Source organism: Aquabacterium sp. NJ1 (genome assembly GCF_000768065.1).
Lineage (GTDB): Bacteria > Pseudomonadota > Gammaproteobacteria > Burkholderiales > Burkholderiaceae_C > Aquabacterium.
Genome location: NZ_JRKM01000001.1, coordinates 1,303,911 through 1,323,978, shown reverse-complemented (window position 1 = coordinate 1,323,978; position 20,068 = coordinate 1,303,911). Strand labels below are relative to the sequence as shown.

Here is a 20,068-nt window from a genome sequence, read left to right as displayed (position 1 = left end):
ATCAGCGCTTCGGCGCGAACTTGACTGCTTGCCCCTGCAGCCGGTACAGCGTGATGGTGTTGTTGCTAGCTACAGCCAAGGTATGGCTGGATGCGTGGTAGGCCGTGCGCCAGCTATAGGGCCGCATGGCTTGATCCTGTGAGGCCTTTTGTTGGGTTCCCACACGCCAGATGTGCAGGCTGTCTGACATGCCCGCGATCCAGTCGTCTTGCAGCGCGACGATGGTGCCGGTGTTTCGCTTGGGATCGACGATGGTGCCCGCCTGCACAAACTGGCGCTGGGCGTCCCACACCTGCATGGGTGGTAGCCCATAGGCCACCAGATAGTGCCCATCGGCGGTGAACACAATGCCGTTGAGTGCGTCGTGCGTGATGAGCGTTTGCTCCAGCCGCTTGGTCGCCAGGTTCACGATGGCGATGGGCGTAGGACCTCGCTCTGGGAGCATACCCAGTGCTTTGAGGTCTCTTTCTGGCATCAACGAGCCTTGAACTGCGACCCTCGGGCGTTGTGCATCACAGACCATCCGCCACCACAAAGGCTCATCGACTCTTGGATTCCCTGTGTGAGGCTTCAATATCGAAACTTCATCCAGCAACTTGCCTTGTGGAAAGCTGTACAGCGCTACGGCCGCGTTGCGGTGTACAGCAAAAACGGAGGGCGTGCCGCCAGTCCAACAAAAGCCAGTCATCTGTACACCATGGAGCACAGAGCCTGGCCCCATGAGCTTGGCCACCTCGTCCAGCGAGGGCCAGGCCAAGATGCGGCCGATTTGATAGCGTGTTTTGTCGGCTCTTGCCGCAGGCTCCAAGGGATCGTTCACCGTCGTCGGAAATGGCGTTGCTTTGTCCTTATGGCTGACAACATCCTGCACAACCAAATATTTCCCATCTGGGCTAAAGCCGATTTCCTTGCCCGATTGCGTGACACCCCATCGTGTGCTCACAACTGTCCGCAGCCCTTGGCCGCTGTCTAAATCCCAAACCTGTGCCAGAGGTTCTCCGCCATACGTCACAGCAATATGGCGCCCGTCAGGATGCCAGTCCAACGACTGGATGCTGTAAGGCAAGGTCAATTCCTTGACCTTTTGCCACGCGGCTTGGGCATGCACACCTTTGGCGAGCAGGCCTAGCGAGGCCATGGCAAGCGCGATGCCCAGGTGAAAACAAGATGATCGTTGTTGAAGCATGCGTGGCCTGTTCAAGTGGTTGAAGGGCATCAATTCAGTAGGGCAGTTGTTCGTTCAGATGCGAAGGCTTGTTGAACGCAGATGGGCCTCATTTGCGCACCACCCGCTCACCCGCCAGTTGTCATGGAATGCCGCTGAAGTACTGGCGATCATCGCTGCGCGGCTCTGAAAGCCACCGTTTCGTTCATTGAACGTGGCAACGAGTTGATTGGTGCGAGCCACGTCTTCATTTAAGGTGGCCACAGTCTGGTTGATCGCCCCTTGCTCTTCCAGCAACGCAGGCCTTTGCCCGTTGAGCTTGGTCACATCCGCGTTGTAGATCGCAATCAGCTGATTGGTTTGCGCTAGATCCTGTCTGGTTTTCGCTGGCGCGGCCTTGCGTTTGTCGATGTCTGACAGCCGGTGCGCCAGGTTGGCACTGTCCGCCTGGAATTGATCTACCCGCGCCTGATGCGCCTGTCGCCTGATCTCCTGTGCCTGTGCGACTTGAGCCAGGTCCGCATTAGCTTTGTTCAGCTCGTCCCGTTCTGATTCCAGTTGGGACTGTGTTAGCTTGAGCCCCCGGACTTCTTGCTGCATGCTGACGTCCTGCCCTATGCAGCGCTCGATATCGCCGATGGTGATCTCGGGCTTGTTGCTGCCCTTTAGCAGCTTCCACTTCTTGGTGATTGAAGGGATGCGAATTTCCAGTGGGCTCAACTGGCTCTGCGACGCACTCGGTTCAGCCAGAACCGGTATGGCAATCGCGAAGAGCACGCCCATGACAAACAGCCGGCGCATGAAGTCTCCCATCCCTCCATGGTGGAACCTGTCGGGTCCCGTGTTTCTGATAATTGGAGAGGCAGGATAAACGTCGGGTGTGTTGGTTTGATGTCAGTACGGTGACGCGACCTCACGCCCCCACATGGAGGGGGGCTGGCAGCAGCTGATTTGTGGTTGACCAGAGGTCAAACGCGTTAACGCCTTTCGGCGTGGTGGTTAACGATCAATAACATCTGCTCGATCAGAAGGCGCTTCGTTTGGGCCCTCGGTTATTGCATTGAGGCGCAGGGTGGCGCAGACGCGTGATCACCAAGTCATGCGCCGCGCTTCTCACACTGCTGTCACAGGCGCATGTCATGGTTCGCTCTGAATGCACACAACCAAAATTTTTCAAGGGAAGCCGCGTCGTTATGTATTCGTCCTCGTCTCGCCGCGAGCCATTAAATTCCATTCATTCGGATCCTCAGCACTCACACAACCACTCTGCTTTCGTCGCTTTGTGTTTGTTGGCACGCCTGCACCACATCGCCGCGGACCCCGAATCCCTGGTGCACACGCGCGGCCTGAGCCCCAGCGTGCCGGCCACCGACGACGAGCTGCTGGGCGCCGCCAAGGAGCTGGGCCTCAAGGCCAAGATCAGCCGCACCGCCGTTGACCGCCTCTCGCTGGCCCCTCTGCCTGCCCTGGCTCGCCTGCATGGTGTGGGCGAACAGGCAGACGGCAGCACCCGCTGGGTCCTGCTGGCCCAATGCGACGGCCAACGCGTGCTCTTCCAGGACCCGAACGCCGAAGGCGGCGGGCGCCCCACCATCGAGCCCATCGAGGTTTTCGTGCAGCAATGGGCTCCTTCCGGATCAGGCGAGCTGCTGCTGGCCACCAGCCGTGCCAGCCTGGCCGGTGCGCTGGCGAAGTTCGACTTCACCTGGTTCATCCCCAGCATCGTCAAGTACCGCAAGCTGCTGGGCGAGGTGCTGATGGTCTCGCTGTTCCTGCAGATCTTTGCGCTGGTCAGCCCGCTGTTCTTCCAGGTCGTGATGGACAAGGTGCTGGTGCACCGCGGCCTGACCACGCTGGACGTGCTGGTCATGGGCCTCACGGTGGTCGTCATCTTCGAGAGCCTGCTCACCGGCTTACGCGCCTATGTGTTCAGCCACACCACCAGCCGCATGGACGTGGAACTCGGCGCGCGCCTGTTCCGGCACCTGGTGCAACTGCCGCTGGCCTACTTCCAGGCCCGCCGTGTGGGCGACTCGGTGGCCCGCGTGCGCGAGCTGGAAAACATCCGCAGCTTCCTCACCGGCCAGGCGCTCACGCTGGTGCTCGATGTGGTCTTCTCGGTGCTGTTCATCGGCGTGATGCTGCTCTACAGCGTGCCGCTCACGCTCATCGTGCTGATCAGCCTGCCGCTGTACGCCGCACTGATCCTGGGCGTGGTGCCCGTGCTGCGCGGGCGCTTGAACGAGAAGTTCGCGCGCGGCGCCGAGAACCAGGCCATGCTGGTGGAGACCATCACCGGCATCCAGACCGTGAAGGCCAATGCCCTGGAGCCCGCCATGGCCCGCCGCTGGGACAACCAGCTCGCCGCCTACGTGTCCGCCAGCTTCAAGACGCAGACCCTGGCCACCTGGGCCAACGAAGGCATCAACCTGATCGGCAAGCTCATCAACGCCGCCACGCTGTGGTTCGGCGCCAAGCTGGTGATGGACCATGAGCTGTCGGTGGGCCAGTTCGTGGCCTTCAACATGTTCGCCGGGCGTGTGTCCCAACCCATCATGCGCATGGCCCAGATGTGGACCGAGTTCCAGCAGACCGGCATCGCCATGGAGCGCCTGGGCGACATCCTCAACACCCGCACCGAGGTGCCCCCGAGCACCGCTGCGCAACTGCCGCCCATCAAGGGCCGCATCACGCTGGACAAGGTCACCTTCCGCTACCGGCCCGAGGCCGCGCCCGTGCTGCATGACGTGGGTTTCGACATCCGCCCCGGCGAAATCATCGGCATCGTGGGCCGCTCGGGCTCGGGCAAGAGCACGCTGACCAAACTGGTGCAGCGCCTGTACACGCCCGAGCAAGGCCGCGTGCTGATCGACGGCATCGACATCAGCCTGGTGGACGCCGCCCAGTTGCGCCGCCAGATCGGCGTCGTGCTGCAAGACAACTTCCTGTTCAACCGCAGCGTGCGCGAGAACATCGCCATTGCCGACCCGGCCGCGCCCATCGAAGCCGTGATGCACGCCGCCCGCCTGGCTGGCGCGCACGACTTCATCAGCGAACTGCCCGAGGGCTACGACACCATCGTGGGCGAGCAGGGCTCGTCGCTGTCGGGTGGGCAGCGCCAGCGCGTGGCCATTGCCCGCGCCCTGTTCACCAACCCGCGCGTGCTGATCTTCGACGAGGCCACCTCGGCGCTCGACTACGAATCTGAGGCCATCATCCAGCGCAACATGGCCGCCATCTGCAAGGGCCGCACCGTGATCATCATTGCCCACCGCCTGAGCGCCGTGCGCCACGCCCACCGCATCGTCGCCATGGAGCGTGGCCGCATCGTCGAAGCCGGCCCGCATGACGAGCTGGTGCAGCGCCCCAAGGGCCTGTACGCCTACCTGTGGCGCATGCAGCAAGGCAGCCAGCCGCTCGATGGCCCACATGATGGTCCACGCGCAGGCCATGCAGGCGCGCCGCCAACCGCTGCGCAAGCTGGCCCGATGCCCGGGGTGGAGGGCCAACCATGAGCCACGCCGCCAACCAGGCCACTGCGCCACGCCACCCGCTGGCCGACCTGCTGCGTCACTACAAGGCCGTGTTCCAGGCCGCCTGGCAGCACCGCCACGAACTGGCCGGCCCGGCCCGCCTGGCCGATGAGGCCGCCTTCCTGCCCGCGGCCTTGAGCCTGCAGGCCACACCGCCCCACCCCGCACCACGGCGCGCCATCTGGGCCATCTGCGCCCTGTTCACCATCACGCTGACCTGGGCCTGCTTCGGTCAGGTCGACATCGTGGCCGTGGCACCTGGCCGCATCGTCGTGAGTGAGGGCACCAAGCTCATCCAGCCGCTGGAAGCCAGCGTGGTCAAAACCATCCGCGTGCAAGACGGTGACAAGGTCAAGGCCGGCCAGGTGCTGATCGAACTCGACCCCACCGCCGCCGCCGCTGACAACACCCGCGTGATGCAGGAGCGAGCCGGCGCCTTGTCTGAAGCCTGGCGCACACAGGCGCTGCTCGATGCGCTGGACAAGCACCACAAACATCACGGCAAGCCCCCGGTGCTGCCCGCCGAAGCCCAGGGCCCCGGCAGTGGCCTGGACGAGACCGAACTGCGCCTGGCCCGCAACCAGCTGGACGCCGAATGGCAGAACATCCAGGCCCAGCAAGCCAAGTTGCAAGCCGACATCGACACCAAGAAGGCCGACCTGGAAACCGTGCGCGAGCAAGTCGCCAAGCTCAAGGCCACCCTGCCCATGGCGCAAAAGCGTGAAGACGACTTCGCCAAGCTGGCCAAGGAAGGCTTCGTGGCCCAGCACGCTGGTGAGGACCGCACCCGCGCCCGCGTCGAGATGGAGCAGGACCTGGCCGCCTACCGCGCCCGCCGTGAAGAAACCAAGGCCGAGATCACCCAGGCCGAACAGACCTTGCTCGCCTTCAGGGCCGACACGCTCAAGACCCTGAACGAACGCCACGCCAAGGCCGACCTGCAAGCCCGCCAGCTGGTGGCCGAAGGCGCCAAGGCCAGCCAGCGCGAAAAGCTCACCACGCTCACCGCCCCGGTGGACGGCACCGTGCAGCAGCTCGCCATCCACACCACGGGCGGCGTCGTCACGCCCGCGCAAGTGCTGCTGGTGGTCGTCCCCGACCAGGCGCAAGTCACGGCCGAAGTCACCCTGGAGAACAAGGACGTGGGCTTCGTCACCCTCGGGCAGGAAGCCGAGATCAAGCTCGAGACCTTCCCCTACACACGCTACGGCACCGTGCCCGCCAAGGTCACCACCATCACGGCCGACGCGGTGATGCAGGATCCAGCCAAGGCCGCCGCACAGCAGGACAAGGAAGGCGAGAAGGCGCCCGCCCCAGGTGGTGCCGTGTTCCCGGCCACCCTGACGCTGGCACAACACACTATCAACGTGGACGGCAAACCCATCCGCCTGACACCCGGCATGAACGTCACCGCCGAGATCAAGACCGGCAAACGCCGCGTGATCGAGTACCTGCTCAGCCCGGTGCAGAGTTACGCCAAGGAAAGCCTGCGGGAGCGTTGATCGTCATGGCCGAGGTCCACAAACGCATCCTCCTCATCCACCAGAACTTCCCGGGCCAGTTCCGCCGCATCGGCCACACCTGGGCGCAGCAGCCGGGCTGGGGTGAAACGCTGTATGCGCGAGACATCTTCCCCAACACGCGCCTGATCCACTTCTGCGAAGTGCCCCGGGTTTCGCGGAGGCCAGTCGGTTTAAGTCAGACGGTCGCGGCCTGAGCAGCGCGTTGTTGGTGGGTAGTTTGCCTCGAACTCAGCAAGCGGGACAGCAGAGTTCATCCTCGCCCAGTTCTAGGTGAGGAAGTCCTATATCTGATGTGTGCCTGAATCCGGCAAGGTGAAGTAGAAGGTCGCCCCGCGGCCAGGCATGCCATCGGCCCAGACGCGCCCGCCATGGCGGCCCACGGCGCGCCGCACGATGCTCAGGCCCACGCCATGGCCCGTGTAAGTGGCGCCATGCAGGCGCACAAAGGGTTTGAAGAGCTTGTCCGATGCGTCGGGCTTGAAGCCGGGGCCATTGTCCCGGACGTAGATGATGAGGTCCTCGCCCGTTTGCGGCTGCGCCCCGATCTCGATGCACGCGGCCTTGCTTTGCGCGGTGAACTTCACCGCGTTGCCGATCAGGTTGACGAACACGGGCCGCAGCAGGTCGGGGTCGGCCTGCACCAAAGGCAGCTTGTGCATGATGATCTGCGGCATGGCGCGGGTTGTGTCGGACATCGCGATCTGCTCGATGACTTCCTTGACCATGGCGTCCAGCGCCACCGAGGTGCGCTTGAGATCGGCTTCGCCAACGCGGGCCAGCAGCAGCAGGCTGTTGAGCATGTCGGTGGTGGCGCCGGACTGTTTGGCGATCACGGGCAGGAACTTCCGGGCCAGCGAGTCATCGCCGCGTTCAAGGGCCTCGATCGACAGTTGGGCCAGGCTGCCAATGCCGGTCAAGGGGCCGCGCAAATCGTGAGACACCGTGCGGTTGAAGCTCTCCAGGCCACTGACCATGTCCTGCAGATCGGCGGTGCGCTCGGCCACGCGCTGCTCCAGTTGTTCATTCAAGGCGCTGATCTCGGCGCGTCTGGCTTCGCCATCGGCCATGCGCTCCTGAATGGATTGCGCCATCTTGTTGAACAGCTTGCTCAGGAAGGCGATTTCGTCGCGACCATCCACCTGGGCTCGTGCGTTCAGGTCACCTTGCGCCAGGGCCTTGGAGGCCACGATCAGCCTGCTGATGCGGCGGTTGACGTTGAGCCCCACCACCACGATCAAGGTCATGAACAGCACCAGGGCAATCAGCAGCCCGACCATGTTCTGGGTGACCACCTTGTTGAGCGTGCGCTTGTACAAGGTGGTGGACAAGCCATAGTGCAGGCTGCCCACCTTGCCCGCGTCCAGCAGGATGCGCTGGCTGGCATGGACCACGCCCGTGTTGATCTCTTCTTCCAGAGGGCGGCTGGTATCCGGCAAGGGCAGGGGCGCACCGGGCGTGTGCAGGATGACGTGCTGGTTCTCGTCGAGCAGGGCCACGTACACGATGCGGGTGTCGGCTTCGCCGTTCACCAGTTCATCGACATAGGCCTGGATGGCGCGCAGCCCGCGCGTGCTGGTGTGGGGGGCAATGGCGAGGTTCAGGGCCTCGGCGGTCTGGCGGATCGACACCCGCATGTTGTCCACCGAGATCTGGTGCAGGGCGCGGGCCGTGTTCCACAGCATGCCCAGAAAAAGCAGCAACACGATGAGTGTGCTGGCGGCTAGAAGGCGGAATCGCAGCGAATGGAAGAGATGCGACATGGGTGCTGCTGGCACCGATGAGCAAACACCCACGGCAGTGGCCGCGGGGGCGGTGCATGTCACTGAGTGTAGGAGTCAGGCAGGTGCGCCACAAGATCTGGTAATTACCCTGAATGACCAGGCCCGGCAGTGGCTCGTGCACTATTTGCGCAAGCTGCCGATCAATGTGTAACGCCGCGCGATCACAGTGCCGCGACGATCTTGGCGGCCAAGGCCTTGAGGTGGTTCTGGTCGGCCATGACGGTGGCGTGCGGGCGGCGCAGGTCGCCGATCGAGCCGGGGATCACGTGGATGTGGAAGTGCGGCACGGTCTGGCCGGCGCCCGGGCCGTTGAGCTGCATCAGCACCACGCCGTCGGCGCCCAGGCCCTTCTTCTGGGCCTCGCCGATCTTGCGCACGGTGGCCATGCAGGCCTGCGCCGCGGCGTCGGACAGGTCGAACAAGGTCTCGGCCGCCTCCTTGGGGATCACCAGCGCGTGGCCATCCGTCTGCGGCATGATGTCCATGAAGGCCAGCGTATGGGTGTCTTCATACAGCTTGATGCAGGGGATCTCGCCGCGCAGGATCTTGGCGAAGATGTTGTTGTTGTCGTAGCTCATCGTGGGCTCCTTGTTTGGGCGATCGTGGGCGGACGGGTGAGATCAGCCGCCGTGTTTGTCTGCCTCGCTGGTGAAAGCGTCGGCGTAGAAATACTCTTCGGGCAGGCCAGCCTTGGCGCTGAAGTCCGCGCGGGCGGATGACACCATGATGGGTGCGCCGCAGGCATACACCTCGTGGCCGGACAGATCGGGCAGGTCAGCCAGCACCGCGTGGTGGACCAGCCCCGTGCGGCCGTGCCACTTGTCTTCGGGCCTGGCTTCCGACAGTACGGGCACATAACGCAGCCAGGGCAGTTCGGCCATCTGTTGCTCGGCCCACTCGTGCATGTACAGGTCGACCTTGCTGCGGCAACCCCAGTACAGCACGGTGGGGCGCGCGATGCCGGCGTGGCGCATGTGCTCGATGATGGCCTTGACCGGCGCAAAGCCGGTGCCCGAGGCCAGCAGCACGACGGGGCGCTCGGAGTCGTCACGCAGGAAGAAAGTGCCAAACGGCCCCTCCACGCGCAGGATGTCCTTTTCTTTCATGGTGCCGAAGACGTGGTCGGTGAACAGGCCGCCGGGCATGTGCCGGATGTGCAGCTCCAGCCCGTTGATGCCGGCTGCCTTGACCTCTTCTGGCGAGTTCGCCATTGAGTAGCTGCGGCGGTGCCCGTCCTTGAGCACGAACTCGATGTACTGCCCGGCACGGAAACCGAAGTTGTGCGTGGCGGGCAGTTGCAGGCGCAGCACCATCACGTCGGGTGCAGCGCGGTGCAGGCTGGTCACGCGCGTGGGCATCTTCACGACGGGGTGGTCACCGATGCCCACCACCTGCCGGGCCTCGATCACCAGATCGGTTTGCGGCGTGGCGCAGCAGGTGAGCATGTAGCCCGCGTCTTCTTCCGCAGCGCTCAGGGCCTTGGCCTGGTGCGCCCCGTGGATCACGCGGCCTTCGATCAGCTTGCACTTGCAGGAGCCGCAAGCACCGTCCTTGCAGCCATAGGGCAGGCCGATGCCGGCATTGATGGCCGCGCCCAGTACGGTTTCGTCCCGTTGCATGGTGAAGGCACGGCCGCTGGGCGCGATGGTGACGGAAAAGCTCATGAACACAAACCTCGATCAGAATCACGGGGTCGATTTTCGCTCAGACTTCATCTCCCCCCGCCATGTTCTATCCGCAACCCGCACGACATACCCGGTTTCGTCAAACACGTGTGCTGATCGTGGGCTGTGGTGATGTGGGCAGCCGCGCGGCGGGCCTGCTCCTGCCACGCTGCCGGGTGCTGGCCCTGACCTCGCAGCGGGACAAGGTGGCAGTCTGGCGGCAAGCGGGCATCGTGCCGCTGCTGGGCAACCTGGATCACCCCGCCACCCTGGCGCGGCTGGCTGGCCTGGCCACGCGGGTGCTGCACCTGGCACCGCCACCGGGCCATGGGGCGACCGATCCGCGCACCACGCGGCTGCTCGCGGCGCTGGCGCGGCGTGGCGGCGTGAAATCGTTCGTCTATGGCAGCACCACCGGTGTTTATGGTGATGCCCAAGGCGCCCTGTTTGACGAGACCCGCGCCGTGGCACCGGCCACCGACCGTGGTCGCCGTCGTGTGGATGCCGAGGCGCGCGTGCGGTGGTGGGGCCGCCGGCAGGCACTACAGGCCGGGACGCGGGCCAGCATCCTGCGTATCCCCGGCATCTACGCGCTGGACCGCGAAGGCGGGGACCCGCGTGAGCGCGTGCGCAAAGGCAGCCCCGTGCTGAAGCCAGACGACGACGTCTACACCAACCACATCCACGCCGATGACCTGGCGCGCGCCTGCCTGGCCGCGCTGTGGCGAGGCCGTCCAGGTCGCGTCGTGCATGCCTGCGACGACACCGACATGCACATGGGCGATTACTTCGACTGGGTGGCCGACTACTTCGGCCTGCCCAGGCCACCCCGCATGAGCCGGACCGAGGCCGCTGCGGCTTTGAGCCCCATGCAGTTGTCCTTCATGAGCGAGTCACGCCGGCTGAAGAACGATCGCCTCAAGCAGGAGTTGCGTTTGCGCTTGCGTTACCCATCGATACAGAACGGCTTGTCCTGAGGCTGGATCGCGACATGGATGCCCCCTGTTCAGGGCCTTCTCCCTCTCATAGGGGTGTGGCGGGCCCGGCTTGCATCAGGAGCCGGTGCTATCTTCGCGGGTTTCACCATTCAATATTCAGCAAGGGTTTGACCATGTCTATCCGTCGTGCCGTGGCCGCTGCCAGCGTGGCCCTGATTGCAATCCTGTCGGCCGATGCCGCGTATGCGTATGACCAGGTGGTCGTGTTTGGCGACAGCCTGTCGGACAACGGCAACCTGGCCCAGAAGTTCGGCGGTGCCGTGCCCGCAGCGCCTTACGACAATGGTCGCTTCAGCAATGGTGCGGTGGCCGTCGAGGTCATGGCAGCCAAGCTGGGGGCACCGCTGGTGGACTACGCTTATGGTGGCGCCCTGACCGGCACGGGCAACCAGTTCCAGGCGCAGAACCCGCTGGTGGCCAACACCGGCATGCTCAGCCAGGTCAACAACTATGTGGCCGGTGGGGCAGCCAGCGCCAGTTCGCTGTATGTGGTCTGGGGCGGTGGCAATGACTTCCTGGCCGCGATCGCGTCGAACAATTTCTCGAACATGTCGTCCGTGGTGACGACGGCCGTGACCAACCTGGTGACCGAAGTGGGCACCTTGTACGGTGCCGGTGCGCGTGACTTCCTGGTGCCGCTGCTGCCTGACCTGGCCACCACGTTCTACGGCACTTCGGGCGCCATCCCGCCCAGCCTGCTGACGTCCTTGTCCACCAGCTTCAATGGCGCGCTGACGGCACAGATGAACAACCTGCAGGCCCACAGCGCCGGCATGAACCTCACCGTTTTTGACACGCCCACCGTGCTGGCTGGCGTGCGCGCGGGCCTGGCAGCATCAGGTGGCAACGTGACCGACCGTTGCTGGACGGGCGATTACACCGGCGCCAACAGCACGGCCCCGGTCTGCGCCAACCCCGATCAGTACTACCTGTTCGACAAGGTGCACCCCACGGCCTATGTGCATGACGCCGTGGGCACTGCCATGGCCGTGGCCATGACCTCAGCCGTGCCGGAGCCGATGACCAGCGGCCTGATGCTGGTGGGCCTGGTGTTCACCGGCCTGGCCGTGCGCCGTGCACGCGGCTGATACTCGATCTGAGTCTGCGGCCTGATCCTGCGGCTTCGCGCCGCTGCCAGCCTCAAGCGCCTGCCTGGGTTCCCGCTCAGGCGGGCGCTGCTGTTTTGGGCTTGAACTTGCAGCAGGCGCTGACGCTGCATTCCCAGCAGCGCGGCTTGCGCGCCTGGCACACATAACGCCCGTGCAGGATCAGCCAGTGGTGGGCGTGCAGCTTGAACTCGGCCGGGATGCGCTTGAGCAGCTTGAGTTCCACCTCCAGTGGTGTCTTGCCGGGTGCCAGGCCCGTGCGGTTGCCCACGCGGAAGATGTGCGTGTCCACCGCCATGGTGGGCTCGCCAAAGGCCACGTTGAGCACCACGTTAGCCGTCTTGCGGCCCACGCCGGGCAGGGCTTCCAGGGCCTCGCGTGTACGGGGCACCTCGCCGCCATGCAGCTCGATGAGCATGCGGCAGGTCTCCATCAGGTGCTTGGCCTTGCTCTTGTACAGCCCGATGGTCTTGATGTAGTCGCACAGGCCATCGATGCCCAGATCCAGGATCTGCTGCGGCGTGTTGGCCACCGGGAAGAGCTTGGCCGTGGCTTTGTTGACGCCCACGTCGGTGGCCTGGGCTGACAGCAACACGGCCGTGAGCAGCTCGAAAGGCGTGCTGTAGGCCAGTTCGGTTTCAGGGTGCGGGTTGGCCGCTTGCAGGGTCTCGAAAAAGGCCTGGATGTCGGCCGGCTTCATCAAGGTGCTCATGGCTTGGGTGGGGGCGCCAGGGGCTTGAGCTCACCGCAGTCCGCGCCCAGCCACTTGGCGTGGTGCTTCATGCTCACGGTTTGCGGCTGGCCATTGCGCTGGCTGGTGATGCGGATGTCGCTGTTGTACGAGGTGCTGTCGGTGAAGGTGGTGCTGCCTTCGCCCTCGCTGGCCGGTTGCGTGCAGGTGAACTTCCAGCTCCAGGTGTTGCCACTGTGGGTCATGGATGTGTTCTTGCAGTTGCCTTCGGTCTTCTGCCAGCGGTTCTGATCCAGCATCTCCTTGGTCATGCACATGCGGATGGCCATGTTGCCGCCGCCTGGGGCCATCTGCACGCCCTTGGCCTTCATCTGCGCTTCCATCTGGGCGCGCATCTCGGGCGGCATGCGCTTCATCTGCTCGGCCAGCTGTGCCGACATGTCGGGCAGGGGCTTGCCGTTGAGCTGCTGCGAATCGGCCGTGACTTGCCACAAGCCAGGCTTGATGGGCGGGGTGTCGGCGGCCTGGGCGCCCGCGACGAGGGCGCCGGCCAGTGCCAGCGATATCACCAGGTGGTGGGCAGTGAAGGATGAGGTGCGAGGCGTGCGCATGCTGGGCTCCTGGGCGTGGTCAGGAGAAAGATCATGACACAAGGCCCGCGCCTCGCATCGACTCAGCGGCGACGTGTGTGTGTGCTGGCAAGGGCCAGCAGCCCCATTGCCATCAACACGGTTGTCGCCGGTTCGGGCACCGCCGTGGCCTGCACGGCCATCCCTTCAAAGAAGACCGAATTGTTGTAGAAGGGGGTGTTGGCGGTGTTGAGCGGGTCGCTGATGCGCACGAAGTCCAGGGCCAGTCGACCGGTCAGCGTGGGCAATGCGGCAGGCAGGTCCGTGCTGGCCAGAAAGTCGGCCGCACCACCCAGGCCGCTGACCCAGAACAGCCGGACGTTGACGAGGCGGTAGTCGCCGATGTCGAAACCGGCAAGCTGACGGGGATAGTCGGTCGGCAGGGTGTTCGAGCCCGCTTTGGGGCTGGGGTCCGCCGAGAACATCAGCGCATCCTTGAAGGGGGAGGGCGCCGCAAGATCGTTGGAGACGCTGACCGCGCCAACGACATCCGAAAAGGTGTGGCCCGCCACGGTGCCGCTGATGGGAGACAGCGCGCGTGGTGTCAGGGCGTCGCCGACGTAAATGGCCGCATTACCTTCGAACCCGAGCTCGGCCGAGTTGCCGAAGTAGGGGGCCGAGTTGTCATAGGTGAACTGCCCGCTGACCTGGCTGTTGCTGCCCAGCAGGGCGATCAGGTCGGCGTTGCCCAAGGCTTGGGCTCGGGTGGAGAACGTGTAGTTCACGGGGGCGGCCGAGGCGGCCTGGGTGGCGGCCACCGACGCGGCCAGAACGCTGGCACGAACGAACGTGTTCATCTTCATGGAGAAAGTCCCTGTGTCGTTATGGAAACCCGCCCAGTTTCGGCGGGCATGCCGCGTTCGGTCAATCCCGTGCCTGGATGCCCTGTGGCATCAGATCAGCACGACGGCATCCGGCAACTCATTGGGATTGGGCCGGCCTGACAGCGGGAAGTGCTGGCGCAGCAGCTCGCTGACCGCGGTGATGGCCTGGGTCAGACCGGCTTCGTACTGGCCACTTTGCAGCGAGGCCGAGAGTTGCTGCGTGATGCCGTGCCACACCGCACTGTCGGTGCGGATGTGCAGGCCCCGGTCGGCCAGGATTTCGATGCGGCGTTCGGCCAGCAGCAGGTAGATGAGCACGCCGTTGTTGTGCTCGGTGTCCCAGACCCGGAGCTGGCTGAACAGCTCGATGGCGCGCGCTCGCGAAGAGATGCCGCGCCACAAGGCCCCTGCACTGAGCCCGGCTTCCACGCACACGCGCAACTCGCCCATGTGGCGGGCTTCGCTGTCGCGCACGGCTTGCTCCAGCCGCTGCAAGCCGGCCGCACCCAGCAGGCGTCGGGTGTCTGCGGCGTCCAGCCAGATGTGGCGTGCCCAGCGTGCCAATGTGTTCATGTTTGCCGCCTCACCAGTTGCCGGAGGCGCCGCCGCCGCCAAAGTCACCACCCCCACCGGATGACCAGCCGCCGCCGCCACCACCGCCGCCCCAGCCACCGCCCATCGGTGGCCCACCCCAGCCGCCGGGGCCGCCACGGCCGCCCGTGCCAAAGGCCAGTGCGAACAGCGATGCGGCGACCCAGGCCGCCAGCGCGATGAACAGGCTGGTGGTGACCAGCCAGACCAGACCACCCGTGACCAGGCCGGTGGCCAGTGCGCCGCCTTTGCGGCCCAGGATGCTGCTGAGCACCCCGAACACGATGGGCACGCCGATCAGGCCGAAGACCAGCAGGTCATTGAACTGGAAGCCCTCGTTGTGGCTGCGCGAGTTGGCGGGTCGGGCATCGGGCAAGGGCAGGTTCTCGCCTTGAATGCGGGCGATCAACTGATCAACACCCAGGTTGAGCCCACCGGCATAGTCACCCGCCTTGAAAGCCGGTTTGATGGCCCGTTCGATGATCTGGCTGGCAGCCAGATCGGGCACGGCGCCTTCCAGCGTCTTGGCCACCTCGATGCGGATGCGCCGGTCCTGTTTGGCCACCACGATCAGCAGGCCATCGCCCACATCGCGGCGGCCGATCTTCCAGGTGTCACCCACCCGTTGCGCATAGGCGGCGATGTCCTCGGGCAAGGTGCTGGCCACCAACAGCACGACCATCTGCGTGCCTCGGGCCTGCTCGAAGGCGGCGAGCTTGCGCTCGAGGGCTTGTTGTTGATCGGGGCTGAGGGTCTGGCTCTGGTCGATCACGTGGCCGCTCAGCGGCGGCACGGGCAGCACGTCACCGGGGGTGTCTGCCGCCAGGGCTGCCGAGGGGGGCAGGCCGATCAGGCCGCCGATCACGCTGCATATCAGCCACGTGCACAGCTTCAGCCATGCCGAACGCCACCCGATGCGGGCTGGCTGCTGCCGTGCTGCGCGGGTGTGCACGCGGGGGCCTTACTTCTTGTTGAAGTCCACAGTGGGCGGTGTCGAGATCTGGGCTTCGTTCTGCACCGTGAAGTTGGGCTTGACGTGGTAGCTGAAGACCATGGCCGTCAGGTTGGAGGGGAAGCTGCGGGCCAGCACGTTGTAGTCCTGCACCGACTTGATGTAGCGGTTGCGGGCCACGGTGATGCGGTTCTCGGTGCCTTCAAGCTGCACGCGCAGATCCTGGAAGCCCTGGTTGGCCTTGAGGCTGGGGTAGTTCTCGCTGACCACGAGCAGGCGCGACAAGGCGCCAGACAGCTCGCCCTGGGCCTGCTGGAACTTGTTGAAGGCCTCGGGGTTGTTGACCAACTCGGGGGTGGCCTGGATGCTGGTGGCCTTGGCGCGGGCCTCGACCACCTTGGTCAGCGTGTCTTGCTCGAAGGCGGCTTCGCCCTTGACGGTGGCCACGATGTTGGGGATGAGGTCGGAGCGGCGCTGGTACTGGTTGAGCACCTCGGACCAGGCCGATTGGGTCTGTTCGTCCAGGCGTTGGAAGTCGTTGTAGCCGCAACCGGTCAGAGACAGGGCCAGCACGGCGGCGCTGGCGGGCGCGGCCAGGCGACGAAGCAGGGAGAGCGGGGCAGCAGTCATTCGGTGGACCTTTCAGGCAAGGCAGTTCAAGTGCCTAGCTTAGGCCATTTTGGGGCGATTCACCGCGCTACAAGGCTTGCCAGAAGCTCACGCCATAACGGCCTTGCTGGTCCTGCAGGTGCAGCGCTGACGCAAAGCCGCTGTCTTGTGCCAGTTGCCGGATCATGGCGGGGCTGTATTTTTGTGATTGCTCGGTGTAGATGGTCTCGCCGGCCTCGAACTGGAGCTGCAGGTCAAGGCGGGTGCTGCGCACGGTCTGTTTGTCCAGGCTGACCAGGAAGCTGCGCGCCGCGCCGTCCAGCGGGGAGTAGCAGGCATAGTGGCTGAAGCGTTCCAGCTGGAAGTTCATGCCCAGTTCGCGATTGAGTCGTCGCAGCAGGTTCAGGTTGAAGGCGGCGGTCACGCCCTCCGGGTCGTTGTAGGCCGCCAGCAGCGTGTGCGGGTTCTTCATCAGGTCCAGGCCCAGCAGCAAGCCGTCGCCTGGCCTCAGGTGGCCGCGTATCTGCCGCAAGAAGGTGAGGGCCTCGTCCAGCGTCAGGTTGCCCAGGTTGCTGCCCATGAACATCACGATCTGGCGTTGGCCGTGCTCGGGCTGCTGCCAGCCTGAGAAGTAGTCGCCCATTCGTGGGTGCACCCGCAGGCTGGGCAGGTTGTGCTCAAAGGCCTTGAGCAGGCTGTTGAGGGCGTGGGCCGAGATGTCGACCGGCACATAGCTGAAGCTGGCCCTGGCCTTGAGGAAGGCGGTGCACAGCGCGAGTGTCTTGCTGCCATCGCCGCTGCCCAGCTCGATCAGCTTGAAGGGCCGGCCATCGGGTGTGAAGGCGTCCAGCAGCTTGGGCCATTGCTGCGCCAGGATCTCGTGTTCGGCCTCGGTCAGGTAGTAGCCGGGCAGGCGCATGATGCGCTGGAACAGGCGCGAGCCTTCGTCGTCGTAGAAGTACATGGAGGGCAGGCACTTGGGCGTTTGCCTCAAGCCCGCCAGGGCGCGTTGCGACAGCTCGTTCAGCAAAGGGGCGTTCGACATGGTGTGGGGCCTTCCGGGTGCGCGTGTTCAGTCGCGAGCCAGGCGCACGCCGGTGTATTGCCAGCGCAGCGGTGGGTGAAAGAAGTTGCGGTAGGTGGCGCGGGCGTGGCCCGGTGGCGTGGCAAACGAGCTGCCGCGCAGCACCATCTGGTTGGCCATGAACTTGCCGTTGTATTCGCCCACGGCGCCGGCGGCTTTGTGAAAGCCGGGGTAGGGCAGGTAGGCGCTGGCCGTCCATTCCCAGCGTTGCCCCCATGTCAGTTGGCTGTGCGCGGCTTCCCATTCGAACTCGGTGGGCAGCCGGCAACCTGCCCATTGTGCGAAGGCATGGGCTTCGTAGTGGCTGAGGTGGGTGACGGGCGCATCGGGTGGCACGGGCTGGGGGCCATGCAAGGTGTAGTGCAACCACCCCGTGGGCGAGCGCTCGTCACGCGACCAGTACAGGGGCGCTTCGATGCCTTCGGCCTGCAGCCAGTCCCACCCTTCTGCGTGCCAGAGTTCGTGGCGCTGGTAGCCCTGGTCGGCCATGAAGCGCAGGTAGTCGCCATTGCTGACCAGGCTTTGCTGGATCTGGAAGGGCCGCAGGTATTGCACATGCCTGGCCCCTTCGTTGTCGAAGGCGAAGCCCGGGCCCTGGTGCCCCACCTCGTGCAGGCCGCCGTCGATGTCCAGCCAGCGCTGGCGGGTGGCCGATGGCATGGGCACATGCTCGCGTGCCGTGTCCCAGGTGGCGACGCTGCCGTGGGCGTAGGCGGGCTGCAAAGGGTTGCCGCCCAGGATGGCCTTGATGTCGGTGAGCAGCAGCTCCTGGTGTTGCTGTTCATGCTGCAGGCCCAGCTCGATCAGGGCGCATACGGATTCGTCCGGCTCGCGTGCCAGCCAGCCCAGCATGCATTCGTCAATGTGGCGCCGGTAAGCCAGGATCTCGTCGACCGTGGGGCGGCTCAGGGTGCCACGCTGGTGGCGTTGCACGCGCTGGCCGATGGTCTCGTAATAGCTGTTGAACAGGTAGCCGTAAAGCGGGTGCCAGGGCGCTTGCTCAGGGGCGAGCCTGGGCAGCACAAAGGTTTCAAAGAACCAGGTGGTGTGGGCCAGATGCCATTTCGGCGGGCTGACATGGGCCGCGGGCTGGGGCACATGGTCTTCCACGGCCAGCGGCGCGCACAAGGCCTCGCTGGTGGCGCGGATGTCGCGATAACGGCTGGCCAGGCTGCAGCCCGGCTCGGCAGGTGAAGGTGGCATGTCTCGACCCCACGCAAGGACAAAGGACTTGGCTCATGGCGCCAAGCTTCATGCAGGCGTGGTCGTGCGAGCCCTGGTACTGCTTACACAAGGATCTGACAGCGTGGCCTTGCTGTCAATCGCGCTGTAACGAAGTCCATCCCGTGGGGCTATTCAATGGCCTTCAGCGGCTTGTCATGCGGCCTGGGCATCCAGCAGATGGCAGGACAGCACTTCGTGCGAGCGGGACTTGGGGTAACGATCCCGCACGATCTGGATGGCGCCCACGGGCGTGTCAGCCAGCACCTTGAGAACGCGCTTGACGGCCTGCTGAGACGGGGTGATCACGACCAGGGTCGAGACTTCAAAAACACGTAGGGCAGGTTCAATGGCAAGGTTCATCAGCGCGCGCATGCGGTCTCCACTTCATGGCCACCCGACTTGTTGTTGTGTTGCGTTCGGCCACCTGTTTCATCATGCATTTTGCGGGCCAGCGATGACAGAGGATTGACCCCATGAAGGGGGCCTGTTGTGGGTGCCAGGCCACGCGCTGGATTGGGGCTTTCACCACCTTGATGCCATGTCATGAAACGTCATGCGGCATGGGGCAACAAGGTGGTGCTTGCGTCGTCAGCTTTGGTGCGTGCGGCGGCTGGCGCGTGCCAGCATGACCAGGCCGGTCAGCACCAGCGCGATGCCGGCGGGCTCGGGCACGCTGGGTGTTACGGCGACGTTCTCCAGGGTCAGCAAGCTGGTGTTGCTGAAGCTGTTGACGTCGGCGAGCACCCAGGACAAGGTCAGCGTGCCAGCTTGTTGGGCGGTGTAGCTGGCGTGCTGCAGGCCCGTGTCCAACCAGCCGCCCGTGCCCGCTTGCAGCGCGCTGCTGCCCGCGTTGCCCAGTGCGATCAACTGCACCTGGCCGCCCTGGTTCCAGCTCAGCCAGGCAGCATCGGGCTCGCCCTGGTTGCTGCCGTTGTCGCGGGTCAGCAAGCGCCAGTCGAACGACAGCTGCGAGCCGGCGCTGATGTCAAAGGTTTGCGAGATGGCCGAGCCTTCGTAGGCGTTGCTGCCCAGGGCTTGCGCAGGCAGGCTCAGCCAGCTTTCCAGGCCTTGGGCGGGCGCGGTCTCGATCGGGTCCAGGCCCGACAGGTTGTAGCTGCCAGCCAGAGCGGGGGCGTCGTCGTCATAAGCGGTGGAGGCAGTGCCCAGCACGGCCACGGGGGCCGCACCGAGGTTGATGCCCAGCACGGTGCCGCTTTGCGTGGAGACATCGCCTGCACTTTGCCAGTGGTTCAGGCCCTGCGTGAAGCTGCTGTTTTGCAGATCGGCTGCGTGAGCCTGTGCGCCCATCGACAAGGCGGCCAAGGCCAGGGTGGTGCGTGTGGTGAACTTCATGGGAAACATCCGTTCAAGTTGATGAGGGCTGGTGCTTACTGGATCAGGTCGCGCGAGGCTTGCAGCTGGCTGCGTGTCACGCCTTGCAGGCGCACCAGCGTGCGGGCTGCGGCCGGGCCTGCGTAGCCGTCGCTGTCGACCTGGATCTCCAGGCCGGCGCTGGTGTCGACCAGCTGGATGAAGCCCGTGGCGATGAGGTCGGTGGCAGAGCCTGCCGTGGCGCGCAGGGAGGCCGTCAAGGTGCCGAGGTCGATGCGGTCTTCACCGGGCGTGAAGTCGGTGATGGTGTCCAGCGCATCGCGCAGGCTGGTGTAGACGAACACGTCGCGGCCTGCGCCACC

The 20,068-nt window shown here is 64.8% G+C and carries 21 protein-coding genes; 5 read left to right on the top strand and 16 right to left on the bottom strand.

Going from position 1 to position 20,068, the window contains the following annotated elements; genetic code table 11:
* Position 1: 1 nt before the first annotated feature.
* Together JY96_RS23060 and JY96_RS05745 are read right to left on the bottom strand one after the other, a co-directional pair.
* Positions 2 to 1,186, bottom strand: a complete 1,185-nt coding sequence (locus JY96_RS23060; RefSeq protein ID WP_152606370.1) for a WD40 repeat domain-containing protein — start codon at positions 1,184 to 1,186, stop codon at positions 2 to 4.
* Between the two features lie 54 nt (positions 1,187 to 1,240).
* Complete coding sequence (locus tag JY96_RS05745) at positions 1,241 to 1,966, bottom strand: hypothetical protein (protein ID WP_152606369.1); 726 nt, start codon at positions 1,964 to 1,966, stop codon at positions 1,241 to 1,243.
* A 392-nt stretch (positions 1,967 to 2,358) separates the two neighbouring features.
* On the opposite strand from JY96_RS05745, the gene JY96_RS05740 reads away from it, so the two are divergent.
* Genes JY96_RS05740 through JY96_RS05730 form a run of 3 tightly spaced genes read left to right on the top strand, consistent with a single transcriptional unit; the run spans position 2,359 to position 6,415 of the window.
* Positions 2,359 to 4,680 carry a type I secretion system permease/ATPase gene (locus JY96_RS05740; RefSeq protein ID WP_081961065.1) on the top strand — a complete coding sequence of 774 codons (2,322 nt, stop codon included), beginning with the start codon at positions 2,359 to 2,361 and terminating at the stop codon, positions 4,678 to 4,680.
* Entirely contained in the window at positions 4,677 to 6,200 is a 1,524-nt protein-coding gene (locus JY96_RS05735; RefSeq protein ID WP_035035722.1) for an HlyD family type I secretion periplasmic adaptor subunit, read from the top strand. The genes JY96_RS05740 and JY96_RS05735 overlap by 4 nt, the downstream gene beginning before the upstream one ends.
* A gap of 5 nt (positions 6,201 to 6,205) precedes the next feature.
* Entirely contained in the window at positions 6,206 to 6,415 is a 210-nt protein-coding gene (locus tag JY96_RS05730) for a hypothetical protein (RefSeq protein ID WP_035035720.1), read from the top strand.
* Between the two features lie 87 nt (positions 6,416 to 6,502).
* On the opposite strand, the gene JY96_RS21990 is transcribed toward JY96_RS05730, so the two are convergent.
* The 3 genes from JY96_RS21990 to JY96_RS05715 all read right to left on the bottom strand — a co-directional run bounded on the left by JY96_RS21990 (position 6,503) and on the right by JY96_RS05715 (position 9,666).
* Entirely contained in the window at positions 6,503 to 7,981 is a 1,479-nt protein-coding gene (locus JY96_RS21990) for an ATP-binding protein (protein WP_052162179.1), read from the bottom strand.
* A gap of 182 nt (positions 7,982 to 8,163) precedes the next feature.
* Positions 8,164 to 8,580, bottom strand: a complete 417-nt coding sequence (locus tag JY96_RS05720) for an HIT family protein (protein WP_035035718.1) — start codon at positions 8,578 to 8,580, stop codon at positions 8,164 to 8,166.
* A gap of 42 nt (positions 8,581 to 8,622) precedes the next feature.
* Positions 8,623 to 9,666 carry a CDP-6-deoxy-delta-3,4-glucoseen reductase gene (locus tag JY96_RS05715; RefSeq protein ID WP_035035716.1) on the bottom strand — a complete coding sequence of 348 codons (1,044 nt, stop codon included), beginning with the start codon at positions 9,664 to 9,666 and terminating at the stop codon, positions 8,623 to 8,625.
* Between the two features lie 62 nt (positions 9,667 to 9,728).
* On the opposite strand from JY96_RS05715, the gene JY96_RS05710 reads away from it, so the two are divergent.
* Together JY96_RS05710 and JY96_RS05705 are read left to right on the top strand one after the other, a co-directional pair.
* Positions 9,729 to 10,643 carry an SDR family oxidoreductase gene (locus JY96_RS05710; RefSeq protein ID WP_035035712.1) on the top strand — a complete coding sequence of 305 codons (915 nt, stop codon included), beginning with the start codon at positions 9,729 to 9,731 and terminating at the stop codon, positions 10,641 to 10,643.
* Positions 10,644 to 10,777: 134 nt separating this feature from the next.
* Positions 10,778 to 11,752 (top strand): SGNH/GDSL hydrolase family protein, encoded by a 975-nt coding sequence (locus tag JY96_RS05705; protein ID WP_052162178.1) that lies wholly within the window; start codon positions 10,778 to 10,780, stop codon positions 11,750 to 11,752.
* Positions 11,753 to 11,828: 76 nt separating this feature from the next.
* Here the strand turns inward: JY96_RS05705 and nth are convergent, their stop codons facing one another.
* The 11 genes from nth to JY96_RS24180 form a co-directional block, all read right to left on the bottom strand.
* A complete protein-coding gene (nth, locus tag JY96_RS05700; protein ID WP_035041424.1) occupies positions 11,829 to 12,470 on the bottom strand; it encodes an endonuclease III in 642 nt (213 codons plus the stop codon).
* Between the two features lie 8 nt (positions 12,471 to 12,478).
* Positions 12,479 to 13,072, bottom strand: coding sequence for a DUF3617 domain-containing protein (locus tag JY96_RS05695; RefSeq protein ID WP_052162177.1), 594 nt, complete (start codon positions 13,070 to 13,072; stop codon positions 12,479 to 12,481).
* Positions 13,073 to 13,134: 62 nt separating this feature from the next.
* Entirely contained in the window at positions 13,135 to 13,893 is a 759-nt protein-coding gene (locus JY96_RS05690; RefSeq protein ID WP_035035709.1) for a PEP-CTERM sorting domain-containing protein, read from the bottom strand.
* Between the two features lie 90 nt (positions 13,894 to 13,983).
* Positions 13,984 to 14,487: a TPM domain-containing protein gene (locus JY96_RS05685; protein ID WP_035035707.1), complete on the bottom strand. Its 504-nt coding sequence runs from the start codon at positions 14,485 to 14,487 to the stop codon at positions 13,984 to 13,986.
* Between the two features lie 10 nt (positions 14,488 to 14,497).
* Positions 14,498 to 15,382, bottom strand: a complete 885-nt coding sequence (locus JY96_RS05680) for a YgcG family protein (RefSeq protein WP_035041418.1) — start codon at positions 15,380 to 15,382, stop codon at positions 14,498 to 14,500.
* Between the two features lie 84 nt (positions 15,383 to 15,466).
* Positions 15,467 to 16,087, bottom strand: a complete 621-nt coding sequence (locus tag JY96_RS05675; RefSeq protein ID WP_035035704.1) for a LemA family protein — start codon at positions 16,085 to 16,087, stop codon at positions 15,467 to 15,469.
* 67 nt (positions 16,088 to 16,154) lie between these two features.
* Positions 16,155 to 17,111 (bottom strand): L-histidine N(alpha)-methyltransferase, encoded by a 957-nt coding sequence (gene egtD, locus JY96_RS05670; protein WP_035035701.1) that lies wholly within the window; start codon positions 17,109 to 17,111, stop codon positions 16,155 to 16,157.
* A 27-nt stretch (positions 17,112 to 17,138) separates the two neighbouring features.
* The gene (egtB, locus tag JY96_RS05665) at positions 17,139 to 18,353 is read right to left on the bottom strand and encodes an ergothioneine biosynthesis protein EgtB (RefSeq protein WP_035035698.1); all 1,215 of its coding nucleotides are present in this window, start codon (positions 18,351 to 18,353) and stop codon (positions 17,139 to 17,141) included.
* Positions 18,354 to 18,527: 174 nt separating this feature from the next.
* Positions 18,528 to 18,734, bottom strand: coding sequence for a hypothetical protein (locus JY96_RS05660; RefSeq protein ID WP_152606368.1), 207 nt, complete (start codon positions 18,732 to 18,734; stop codon positions 18,528 to 18,530).
* Positions 18,735 to 18,962: 228 nt separating this feature from the next.
* Positions 18,963 to 19,727 (bottom strand): PEP-CTERM domain protein, encoded by a 765-nt coding sequence (locus JY96_RS05655; protein WP_035035693.1) that lies wholly within the window; start codon positions 19,725 to 19,727, stop codon positions 18,963 to 18,965.
* A 35-nt stretch (positions 19,728 to 19,762) separates the two neighbouring features.
* Positions 19,763 to 20,050 carry a type I secretion C-terminal target domain-containing protein gene (locus JY96_RS24180; RefSeq protein WP_304413409.1) on the bottom strand — a complete coding sequence of 96 codons (288 nt, stop codon included), beginning with the start codon at positions 20,048 to 20,050 and terminating at the stop codon, positions 19,763 to 19,765.
* Between the last annotated feature and the right edge of the window lie 18 nt (positions 20,051 to 20,068).